Consider the following 12293-nt stretch of genomic DNA (forward strand, 5'->3'; position numbering starts at 1 on the left):
ATTATTACCGAATAGTGCTTTTCTTTATTATATATAGGATACAGACTATAAACTTTACTGTTATTATTTTTTATGTATTCAATTTTTTTCTCAACACAAAGATTAATTCAATAGCATTAAAATAAGTTTCACCAAAATAAAAATCGCCCTACTCATAGGGCGATTTGTGACTGCAAGGTGTAATTTCCGAACATTTTGACAGGAGGTTTAAACAAAACTACTGAATTTCATGATCCATAAATAGTTTTTAAATCCAGCACAATAGCTTTGTTCCTTCAGAGATCACGGTTTATTTTACCGGAGAATACAGCTTTTTCCTTTTCAGAAAATCAATCAGTTCTTTGGGGCGGTCGGTTTGAATACTGTTGATATTATTTTTTACAAACCATTCGTAAGCATCCGGGTTTTCAAGCACGAGATCATCGTGATGTCCTGCACTTTGTTGTGGCCACAGAGAATTCACCCAAACCCGGGCTCCGCTTTTCTGAATCTCTTTAAAATTGATCATGTGACTTTCATCTGAACCTAAAGTCAATTCAAAACCATAGACTTTATAATGGTTCATGTAATCATTTATTTTGGCCCAGCCTTCATGATTGGCCAACCGAACAATAGGCATATAATGGATTTCATTTTTAATAGCTCTATATTTTCTATTGAATTCTTCGTAAGTTGCGGTACCTTTAAAAAGAACTTCATCAAAAAGATTTCTTTTCTTTAAAACAGGATAAACAAGATCAAAATAATCAAACGCCTTATCGAGATTGATGAATATTTTCCCCTGTGTCGTATCCAATATTTCATCAAGAGTAGGAATCCTCATTTGTGTAGGAACGCCCAGTCCATCTTTCAGATAAAATTTTTTAATTTCTTCCAACGTATAATCGGAAGGCTTTCCTTTACCTGTAGTCGTCCTGTCTATGGTATTATCATGCATCAAAACGAGTACACTATCTTTAGTAAGAGCCAAATCTATTTCCACCATATTAACGCCTTTTTCAATCGCCTTTTTTACGGCCATGACAGAGTTTTCCGGAGCCTCTCTCCAATCTGCCCGGTGGGCAATCACCATTATTTTATCATGAGGAAATTTTGAAAGAGAAATATGATTTTGCCCCAGAACCATTCCTGAGACGAATAACAGTGCATAAATGAATTTCTTAGTTTTCATACTTCAAGTTTTTTGATTTCAAATACCGGATCAGCTCCTCTGGTCTGTCAGTTTGAATAATATTAGCCCCTTTTCTAATTATCCAGCCCCAGTTTTCATCAGGATTATCCATCGCTTTATCATCATCATGTCCCGCACATAATTCCGGCCATAAGGCATTGATCCAGATCATGGCATGGGCATCGCGGATCAGTGTTAATAATTCATCAGCTTTCGGGGTATCATCTTTAATAATCACTTCATACGCTACAGGACTGAACATTTTAGAAAAATCCCGGATATATTCTGTAGGATTAATCACCTCATCTCTTTTATAAATACTGTAATCTTCCGGCCAAACCATAGGCATATAGATGATATGATCCAGTTTTTGTCCAACTTCTTTTTTTAATTCCGAGGCTTTTTTATTTCCCTTCAGAATTATTTGTTCAGTGGTTCCCGTTTTTTCAGTAAGTAGCCTTACCTGTTCGATAAAGTCCCAGCCTTTATCCAGATTCAGCATGATTCTTTTACCTTTAACGAAATTCAATACTTCTTCGAGCGTAGGCACTTTTTCTCTTGTAGGCATCCCTGCGCCGTTTTTAAGAAATAAAGGCTTTATCTCAGCAAGCGAAGCTTCTGAAACTTCTCCTTTCCCAGTCGTTGTACGATCTAATTTTTTATCGTGCATCACAATCAGTTGGCCGTCTTTTGTTTTCTGCAGATCTATTTCTACAATATCAACACCCAGTTTCATAGCTCCTTCTATGGCTTTTACTGAGTTTTCAGGGTAATTCCTCCAGTCTCCTCTATGGGCAACGACCAGGATTTTATTTTCCGGAATTCTCTGTTTGAAATAATTGGTCTGTGAAAGAGCCATTTGAACGATCAACAACCCCAGCAAAAAGCTTGTTTTTTTTATATTTTGTAATGTATAATGATTCATTTTTTATTGTATTTGAAATTAATATCCCGGATTTTGTTTAATGGCCGGATCTGTATTAATCTGACTCTGAGGAACGGGCATCAGAAGATTATAGCTTTTAATTACCGCCGTATTATATCCGGGAGTATTCTGGAAATGAGCGGTCATTATAGAAATAGCTTTTCCGGTCCGAACAAGATCAAACCACCGATGACCTTCTCCTACCAGCTCTTTTCTTCTTTCCAGCGCAATCTCATCCAGCAACTGTTGTTCCCCGGACAAGTTTACAGGGTTTAATCCTGCTCTGGTTTTAATCTTATTTAAATAGAGATTGGAAATGGTGAAATTATTTGTTTTTGCATAACATTCCGCCATTAAAAGAAAGACATCTGCCAGACGAAGTACAACCGTATTACTTCCGCCATCAACGATAGCATCGGATGTTTTAACTAATTTTTTGCTGTATGGCACTCCACTCGGAGTCAGTCCTACAAAAGCATTCCTCCTCAAGTCTCCCGACGAAAAAACAGCATACACTTCTTTTGTTGGCAGATTATGTCCCTTTGCTCCCGATATAAACCCTGAAGGACTGAACATCTGATATGCCTGGCTTCCCTCCGTATTTCCGTTTAAACCTGAAGTAAACTGAACATCAAAAATGATTTCAGCATTGTTTTTATTGGAGGGATCAAATATTTTGGTCACATCCGTAAGCAGACTGTATCCCAAGGGCTCTATCTTTTGTAAATAAGGCAGAGCTTCCGAATATCTGTTTCTCGTCATCAGCACTTTCCCCAATACCCCAAGTGCCGCTCCTTGGGTTACCCTTCCCTTTTGAGAAGCAGTGGCGGGTAACAGATCAATGGATGCTTTAAGTTCGATTTCAATAAAATCATAGACGGTTTCTACCGGAGTTCTTCCCTGCCCAAAATATTCATTTACATCTGTCGTTTCTTTGGTGACCAGAGGAACATCGCCGAAAATTCTTACCAAATTGAAATACATTAAGGCTCTAAGAAATTTCATTTCTCCGGTTCTGGTATTTTTCAGGGTCTGATCCATAGCTATCCCTCCTATCCTGTTTAAGACAATATTAGCTTGCTGTATTCCAACATAATGATCTTTCCAGGTACTTCCGAGCAGGGAATTATTAGGCTGAATGGTGAAAAAATCAAACTCTCCGTATGTAAAACTATCATTGGCAGGAACCTCATCAAACGTATTATCGGATGGAATTTCCCCAATAGCCTGCATAGCCAGCTGATACTGACCGTTGTATTGCAGCGATGCATATACTGCATTCACTCCCTGTTCAAGCTGCGCTTCATCTTTATAAAAATTAGCAGTTACTTTTGTGCTTTCCGGAGATGTATTCAACAGATCTGAAGAGCAGGACTGCAATAAAAACAATCCTAATAACGGTATATATATTCTTTTCATTTTTTTAAATTTATTCATTGAAATAGGGATTAAAATTTCATATTCATCCCAAAAGAATAGACTTTTGCAATCGGATAATATCCGCTGTCATAGCCCTGGGTAAGGATGCTGTCCGAATTGGCATCCAGATTCTGCCCCCGGTAGGATGTAAATGTTAAAAGGTTATTACCCACAAAATACAGCTGTATAGACTTCACTTTCAACTTGGATACCAGCTGGTCCGGAAGATTATAAGCCAGCTTTACTGAGCGCAGCCGCACATAATCTCCGTTTTTAAAGAAAATATTGGATGTTCTCGCTTCCTTTCTGTTATTGGAAAAGTTCATATTCGGCATAGCGTAGATCCCATTGGGATTGGTTACAGGATTATATCTGTTATCAAAATAATACTGTGACGGAACTCCAAATCCTTCTCCGGATTCTGAAATACTCACCATATCTCCGTTATATATTTTCCGGCCTAATTCACTGTATAAAGTAAAATTCAGTTCAAAATTTTCATACCTGAAAGAATTGGTTAATCCTAAGACATATTTGGGAATTCCGGAACCAAAGCTTTTTTTGTCGTTCGTATCAATCTTCCCATCTTTATTCAGATCTTCCATGATGTAATCTCCTACCATAGTTCCGGAAATATGAGGCGAGTTATCAATTTCAGTCTGGGATTTATACACTCCCAAAATATTATAGCCGTACATTTCAGCAATGGACTCACCTACTTTGGTAATGGCAAAATTATTGGCTCCTGCTACAATCTGAGTTTGTCCACCAGCCAGGGCCAATACTTTATTTTTATTCATTGAAAAGCTCAGATTATTTGAATACTCAAAGCTTTCGCCTATATGAAGAGGTTTTAAGGACACCTGTATTTCCAGTCCATTATTTCTCAGCTTTCCAATATTCTGTAACGATGTGCTGTATCCTGACTGCTGCGGAACCGGCACATCCAACAATAATCCATCCCTGTTCAGCACATAATAATCTGCCGACACATTGAGATATTTATTAAAAAGTCCGAAATCAATTCCAACATTTTTAGATTCAGATTTTTCCCATGAAATATTAGGATTGGGGGCTGTGGAAGAACGGTAACCCGGTGCCAGAATTCCACCAAATACATAGTTTTCCTGAGCCATGAGTGAAAGGGCTCCAAAATTTGGGATCTGATTGTTTCCATTGCTTCCAACGCTGAATCTGAATTTCAGAGGATCCAGAATATTGTTTTTAGGAAAGAAATTTTCTTTACTTACCGTCCAACCCAATGAGACAGCATAGAAATCTCCCCATTTTGTATTAACTCCGAAACGCGAAGAACCATCTCTTCTGTAAGATGCCATAAAGCTGTATTTTCCCTGATAGGAATAGTTGAACCTTGAAAAATAAGAAGTAAGAGTCCATTTATACTGATCTGCATCTACTTTAAAAGAAGTTCCACCCCCAATATTAGTGATGCTGTTATCAGGAAATCCAGCAGCCAGATTAGTCACCTTATTAGATTCCTCCTGCTGATAAGACTGCCCTGCAATCACATTGAACGAATGGTCACCTACCTTCTTATCATAGGTCAGCAGGTTTTCGATCAGATAATTTTTCGTAATATATTCTGTCCTGCTTGCTGTGGTTACATCCGGAGCCGCCGTTCTGTAACTCCCAACCGTTGAAGGGTCAAAGAAATTGTATTCATAGCTGGTATAATCTCCACCTGCGGAAACTTTATATTTGAAGTCTTTCAGAAAATTCCATTCTCCGAATATATTCCCGAATGTTTTGAATAATGAATATCTTCTTTTTGTCATTTCTGCTATAGCAACAGGGTTTTCCACCAAAGCACCGTCAGTAGGTGTATTGGCTTTTATCTGTTGGGAAATAAGGAGGTTTCCGTTGGCATCCCGGGGAGCAAAGAAAGGATACATCGTTGTTGCCATCTGAAGAAGGTTGTAGGTACGTCCCCCATTTACCATATCAAAAAGACTTCCCTGAGCAAAAGATGGGGTCATGGAAACACCGAATTTCAGCTTATCCGACATTTGGGTCACGAGATTGATATTCCCGGAATATTTTTCGTAGTCTGTTCCGATCAGTATTCCTTTTTGATTCAGGTAACTTCCGGTAAAGGAGTATTTCGTTTTATCATTTCCGCCCAGCACATTTAATGAGATATTACTCATCGGTGCAGGCTTCAGGACCGTTGAGTACCAATCGGTGTCTGTCAGACCTTTTTCTTTGTTTAAATACGGGGTAAGATAACCGGGGATCAGCTCTCTTAAAGTAGCTCCTTTGGAAACCCTTGTGGCATTGTCATCAGCAGCACTTCTGTTGGCCCCTTTCGAAAGATAGTTGTTATCTCTGGCTTCTTTCATAAAAGTTGCCATATCATAGGCATTAACAAACTTTTCGTTATCACTTCTGGTTTGAATTCCGTAGTAAGAGTCCAGTGTATATTCCAGTTTTCCTTTTTTTCCTTCTTTCGTTTGAATGAGAACCACACCATTTGCACCCCTTGAACCATAAATGGCCGTAGATGCAGCGTCCTTCAAAATATCAATGGTGGCAATGGAGTTGGGATCAATGGAATTCAGATTCGTACCTTCTGTTAATGGAAATCCATCCACAACGATTAAAGGATTAGCACCCGCCGTCAGAGTCCCGATTCCCCGAATTCTGATATTCGGTGAAGCTCCGGGATTGGCATTCGACTGAGTGATCTGAATTCCTGTAGCTTTTCCCGCAATCATATCGCCAAAGTTGCCGGAAGCCACTCCTTTCAGATCCTTTTCTCCTATAGAAGCAATAGATCCGGAAATATCCTTTTTATTTTGCTTTCCATATCCAATCAATACGACTTCCTCAATCTTTTTTTCCTGGTCAGGAATCGTATCATTTTTTGAAATACGGATTTTATCCGTTTTGTTTTGTGTCACAGGTTTAGCAGAAGTTCGTCTTACTGTAATGACCTTATTCTGAATACTGAACTCTACCGGATAGTTTTTCTGTAGATAATCCAGTGTTTTCTGTAAGGATGTGTAATCGATCTTCCGGTCATCCACCAAAATATCCTCCAGATCGGAAACGGAATAGAATACCTGCGTTTTTGTTGTTTTGCTGAGCTTTTCCAGGACTTTTGTAATGGGCAGTTCTGCTGCAGCACAGGAAGAATGTAAAAAAGGGGGGATTCCATGGGCATAGGATAATTGTGATGTGCACAAAAATCCCAGCACGGCAATACTAATTGCTGTTTTTTTCATAAATTCGCAAATGTTAATTTTTAAACTTTTACCGGTTTTTAAATTGAATAATCAGCATCGATACGCCAATATCGGTGCTTTTCTATTTTAATATAATCTCTTTGTCATTGATTTTTTCAGGTTTAAGATTGAACGGAAAGCTGATCACAGAAAGTACTTCATTTAAGTTTCCTGTGAATGCTCCGCTTACTTTTTTATTTCTAAACTGAGAAGGATATGATATACTGATATTATAGGTATTCTCCAGCTGATCCACCGCCTCAGAATAGGCTGAATGGTCAAAAGTAAAGTGCTTTTGTTTTTCAGGATGGTAATAATGATAATCTTTTCTCTGCGCATCATTGATCCAGATTTCTTCAGGCAACAGATAAGTGATAGTGCTTCCGTGCGCTATTTTTACTTTTCCCTCAAATAATTCCACCTTTTTTTGTGCTGATTTCTGATCCAAAAAGAACTGAGTCCCCAAAACCTGAACATCAAACTCACCGGCATTAATTCTGAAAGGTCTCTTCTTATCCTTAGCTACATTGAACCTTCCCTGTCCCATAAAAACCATTTTCCGGTCTTTTTTACCAAAATCTTTATCTAAAACAAGTCTGCTGTAAGGGTTCAGTTCTACTTTACTTCCATCGGGCAGTTCAAATGATTTTCTACTTGCTGATGTTTCATAGACATACTTCCTCTCCGCTCCATTTGCTGAAGTCTGACTGGCTGTTTTAAAAACGATGAAAAAAGCAAAGAAAGGAACCAGCACAGCAGCGGCCCAATAGAATTTTTTAACAGAGTTTTTCTTTTCAATCTTCGCTTCAATTCCTGTCCAGATCTTACGGTCTGTAAGATCATCCATTGTATCCTGCGTTTCGGAAGCTGATTTCCAGGTTTTTTCAAATTCTTCTTCTACACTCATGGGATATCTATTCTCGTTTGTAAAGGGTATTTACCAATAAATACGCAGGAATAGAAAATCGTAAACCTTATTTTTTAAGATTTAACAAATAGTTCATATTAGAAGACGGAAAAGATTAGTGAAGATTAATTTTCAAAAAGCTGATCGCTTTATTGATATGTTTTCCAATGGCGACTTTGGAAATTTTATTTTCTTTGGCTAAATGAGAATAGCTGAGCTTTTCAATTTTGTGCTGAATAAACAGTTCTTTGGTTTTCTCAGGCAGTTTATCCAGCAGAGCTTCAATTTTGGATATCTGTTCTTCCATAAAGGCTTCCTCCAAAATCTCATCTTCAGTGTCTGGAATCTCATTTTGACCGGAAGAAATCAATACCATTTTATTTTTACGGTAAAAATTGGCAACTTCCTGTTTACTTGTTTTGAAAATAATAGCTTCTATTGCTGAAGAATCTGTCGTTTTGTGCATATGTTTCCAGACATGCACAAATATATCCTGCATAATATCTTCTACATCCTCATCTCTCTGGACGTATTTTCTTACGAAGAAATAAACTTTATGTTTATATTCAGAATATATTTTTTTGAATTGCGCCATTGTGCGTCCTATAAAAATAGCACCCCAAAAGTATCCATAATAAATTCATCCTGGATTAATACTATATTAATTTTCAAAAGCTTTATGAAATACCTGCACGTTCAGTACTCCACATTTTTCACTTTTGCTTCTTTAATTTGCTTATGCTTTTGATTTTAATATTATGACTGCAGAAGGTATACTTTTCGAACACCTTGTCAAGGATTTGACCAAACTTTCAGCCAATACCACTAAACGAAATGAATTGAAGGATTTTCGTAAAAAATAGGATGTTTGATCATCTGTTGATTTTTGATGTACATACTAAGAATCCTTAAATGTATATTCATCATACACTGTATTGATCAGCTGATCAGAATTGATATTTCGTGAAAAAATAGGATAATGAAAGCGATCCAGTTTATTTAAAATACGTATAAGCTCCATCTTTTCATGATAATTGAGATTTCCAGCTACGATATGGGTGGCCTGACGAATCTTTTCCATTTGATTTTCCAGGATCAATAATCCTCTTTCAGTAATCCGGATTAACTTACTGCGTTTATCCAAATCAGAATCTGTCTGTTCAATAAGCCCCTGACGTAATAGTCTGGCAATAATTAGCATACCCACAGGCTTATCATGAATATTTTTCTTAATAAGCGCCATCTTACTCATCTCACCAAAAGCCTTTAGATTAATCAGATAAATAAAGTCTTCCTGGGTAGAGAATTCTGAATCTGAGATTGCAGATTTTGAGTAGGTTTTCGCATATCGGTTAAGATGAACAAGCAATGTACTTATGGCACTTTCCGGCGTTCTTCCATTTTCCTTCCCTTCCCAATAAGGTTCTTCGGAATGATCTTGTTGCTTATTATTATCCTTATCAGAAATCCATGCTTTAAAACCTTGAATAGTTCCCGGATACAAATCAGGACAAGCCTGGACTTCGGTTTCAAACTCCTGCAGTAAGTCTATAAAATCTTTAATAAGTGTATAATTCATATCCGTTAAATAGTTTACAAAAATACCTAATTCCTTAAAGAGTTTTGCAATATATGATCAAAACTATATTAAATAGAATTGATTAAGCTGCTCTTCACATAATACACGGATGACTTCAATCCAGCGGTCCTCATCATTCAGACAAGGTATATAGGTGAATTTTTCACCACCCGCTTCCAGAAACTGCTCTTTTCCTTCAACGGAAATTTCTTCCAGAGTTTCCAGGCAGTCTGAAACAAATGCAGGACAAACAATGGCAAGATTTTTAATTCCTTTTTGTGGAATAGTTTCTAATGTATGATCCGTATAAGGCTCTATCCATTTGTCTTTTCCTAATCTGGACTGAAAAGAAACAATAACTTTATCTTTTGACAATTCAAGCTTTCTGATCACCCGATCGGTGGTATTAAAACACTGGTGGCGATAACAAAATGAATGACTTGGATTTGTATCTTTATAACAGCAATCATTCATATTACACGTCTTTGTGGAATCTGTTTTGTATATATGCCGTTCGGGAACACCATGGTAAGAAAATAATAAAGCATCAAAATCTTCCGGAAGTTTCTCCCTGATACTTTCTGCCAAACAGTCTGTATATAAATCCCGGTTATAAAAAGGCTGTACGTAGTTGATTCTTACACCTGGAAATTTTTTCTTTCTGATCTCTTCTGCTTTTTCAATAACAGTTTCAGTGGTACTCATTGCATATTGTGGATAAAGGGGAAACAGTACAATTTCCGTGATTCCTTTTTCAACAAGATTCCTGATACCTGTCTCAATACTTGGTTCTGCATATCTCATTCCTATTTCCACAGGCACGTCTATTCGTTTTTGAAGCTTTTTCCTAATCTTTTCTGTGATAACGATCAATGGTGAACCTTCATCTGTCCACACCGTTTTATAGGCTTCGGCAGATTTTGCAGGTCTTGTTTTCAGGATAATTCCCTGAACAAGAAGTGCCCGAAAGATCCAGCGGTAGTCAATTACCTTTTCATCCATTAAAAATTCATCCAGATATTCCTTTACATCTTCTACCGCAGTAGATCTCGGAGAGCCAAGATTGATTAATAAAATTCCTTTTTTAGCCAATGTTATTTATTTATTAGTGAATAGTTATATTACCGATTATTCTGCCAGTGCTTCTTTGTAAGCCTTTAATGCTCTTTCTCTGGCTTTTGTATGTTCCACGATGGGTTCTTCCCTATAGTCTTCCGGAAGCCACTTTCTGATATACTGAGTATCTTTATCAAATTTTTTTGTTTGTTCATAGGGATTGAATATCCTGAAATAAGGCGCTGCATCACAACCACATCCCGCGGCCCACTGCCAGTTTCCATTATTGGCAGCCAGGTCATAGTCCAGCAATTTTCCAGCAAAATAAGCCTCTCCCCACCGCCAATCAATAAGCAGATGCTTAGTAAGGAAACTTGCCGTGATCATTCTTACCCTGTTATGCATAAATCCGGTTTCATTGAGCTGCCTCATTCCGGCATCTACAATCGGATATCCAGTTTTACCTTCACACCACGCCTTAAATTCTTTTTCATCATTCCTCCAAACAATATTCTCATATTTCTTTTTAAAACAGTGATGGACAACACTCGGGAAATGATACAGGATCTGCATGAAAAATTCTCTCCAGATAAGTTCGTTAAGCCAGACTTCATTATGTTTAACAGCATATTGTACACATTCCCGGATCGAAATGGTACCAAAACGAAGTGCAATCCCAAGGTGGGTAGTACGATCCATTGCAGGAAAATCCCGGTACTCACCGTAAAAGTCTATTATATCCTTGTGCAGTTTGGGTTCAGCATAATCAAGATCCGTTTTCTCAAATCCAATATCTTTCAATGAAATGATTGCTTAAGGTCCTTCATAATTTGCAAAACCTTCCCTGTTAACCGGAACAATTTCTATATTTTTCAGATTCTCCTTCCACTTCTTTGAGTAGGGAGTGAAAACAGTATATGGAGAAAGGTCATTTTTCAGAATATTATTTTTCTCAAAAATGACTTGATCTTTAAAATTCCGGAATTGGATATGTTGCTTTAACAATAAATCAGCTATCTGCCGGTCTCTTTGTATAGCTTCCGGCTCATAATCCCTGTTGCTAAAGACAGTGTCAATATTGAAATCCTGGATTATTTTTTTAAAGACCTCTATGGGAGTACCATAGTAAACATAAAGTCCACTGTTATATTTTTTCAGATCTTTATGAATCGCCTGTAAAGCCTGATGGATATAATCTACCCTTTTGTCTTTTCTATCCTCAAGTTGATTCAGTATATCAGTATCAAAAATAAATACCGGAATAACCTTTAATCCTGAATTAAGCGCATGGTAAAGCCCTATATTATCTTCCAGTCTGAGATCTCTTCTGAACCAAAAAACATTCACTTTATTCATGGTTTTATCTGTTTAAAAAATATAGATATTTGTTTTCTGTAATTGAAACACAAATATACTAATAAACAAATTAAAAAGAACATTAATGAACTAAATTTATACAATATTAAATTGATTCAATAAGTATGAGTAAAAAAAAGAATGAATATAGAGGGAAGAAAATTATATGAATAGAAATGTATAATCAATAAGTTCTATCAAATTAAGATATAAATAAACTAAATATCATCCTAAAACAATAAATGCCCGGAACTTCTAGTCCCGGGCATTATTAAACTAACTTTAATTTGTTTTCTTTCTCCATTCTGCTTTCACATCTTCCGCAGCATCTTTGGTCTTTTCCCAAGCGTCATCGGCTTTATCTTTTATATCTTCCCATGCATCTGAAAAATTTGATTTTACTCTTTCCAGCCAATCTTCCTGAGTTGCTTCCTGATCATTAGCTCTTTTTTCATTGATATAATCTTTGGCTTTGTCTGCTAACTCATTGATCTTCCATTTTGCATCATCAGCTGCATTTTTTAAAGAATTTTTTGTTTGGTCTACTGCATTTTCCGCTTTGTTGTACTCTGAATTATTCATAATATAATATTTTAGTAATTGGTATATAAATAAACAATCTTCATGCCTAAAAA

General features: G+C 36.9%; 9 protein-coding genes and 1 pseudogene. All 10 read right to left on the reverse strand.

Features of this window, described 5'->3' with window-relative positions:
- Positions 1–289: 289 nt before the first annotated feature.
- A complete protein-coding gene (locus tag DRF57_RS15340) occupies positions 290–1171 on the reverse strand; it encodes a glycerophosphodiester phosphodiesterase family protein (RefSeq protein WP_047485959.1) in 882 nt (293 codons plus the stop codon).
- The gene (locus DRF57_RS15345) at positions 1161–2096 is read right to left on the reverse strand and encodes a glycerophosphodiester phosphodiesterase family protein (RefSeq protein ID WP_115919461.1); all 936 of its coding nucleotides are present in this window, start codon (positions 2094–2096) and stop codon (positions 1161–1163) included. The genes DRF57_RS15340 and DRF57_RS15345 overlap by 11 nt, the downstream gene beginning before the upstream one ends.
- Before the next feature lie 18 nt (positions 2097–2114).
- Complete coding sequence (locus DRF57_RS15350; protein WP_228450364.1) at positions 2115–3515, reverse strand: RagB/SusD family nutrient uptake outer membrane protein; 1401 nt, start codon at positions 3513–3515, stop codon at positions 2115–2117.
- Positions 3516–3544: 29 nt separating this feature from the next.
- Complete coding sequence (locus DRF57_RS15355; RefSeq protein ID WP_115919465.1) at positions 3545–6760, reverse strand: SusC/RagA family TonB-linked outer membrane protein; 3216 nt, start codon at positions 6758–6760, stop codon at positions 3545–3547.
- 82 nt (positions 6761–6842) lie between these two features.
- Positions 6843–7667 carry a FecR family protein gene (locus tag DRF57_RS15360; protein WP_115919466.1) on the reverse strand — a complete coding sequence of 275 codons (825 nt, stop codon included), beginning with the start codon at positions 7665–7667 and terminating at the stop codon, positions 6843–6845.
- Positions 7668–7782: 115 nt separating this feature from the next.
- Entirely contained in the window at positions 7783–8262 is a 480-nt protein-coding gene (locus DRF57_RS15365; protein ID WP_115919468.1) for an RNA polymerase sigma factor, read from the reverse strand.
- 303 nt (positions 8263–8565) lie between these two features.
- The gene (locus DRF57_RS15370) at positions 8566–9246 is read right to left on the reverse strand and encodes a MarR family winged helix-turn-helix transcriptional regulator (RefSeq protein WP_084087641.1); all 681 of its coding nucleotides are present in this window, start codon (positions 9244–9246) and stop codon (positions 8566–8568) included.
- A 63-nt stretch (positions 9247–9309) separates the two neighbouring features.
- On the reverse strand, positions 9310–10338 hold the full coding sequence (gene hemH / locus DRF57_RS15375; RefSeq protein ID WP_115919470.1) for a ferrochelatase: 1029 nt from the start codon (positions 10336–10338) through the stop codon (positions 9310–9312).
- 36 nt (positions 10339–10374) lie between these two features.
- A pseudogene (locus tag DRF57_RS15380) lies at positions 10375–11658 on the reverse strand (cryptochrome/photolyase family protein).
- Positions 11659–11940: 282 nt separating this feature from the next.
- A complete protein-coding gene (locus DRF57_RS15385; RefSeq protein WP_084087647.1) occupies positions 11941–12240 on the reverse strand; it encodes a hypothetical protein in 300 nt (99 codons plus the stop codon).
- Positions 12241–12293: the final 53 nt, after the last annotated feature.

This window comes from Chryseobacterium rhizosphaerae, assembly GCF_003385455.1.
Lineage (GTDB): Bacteria > Bacteroidota > Bacteroidia > Flavobacteriales > Weeksellaceae > Chryseobacterium > Chryseobacterium rhizosphaerae.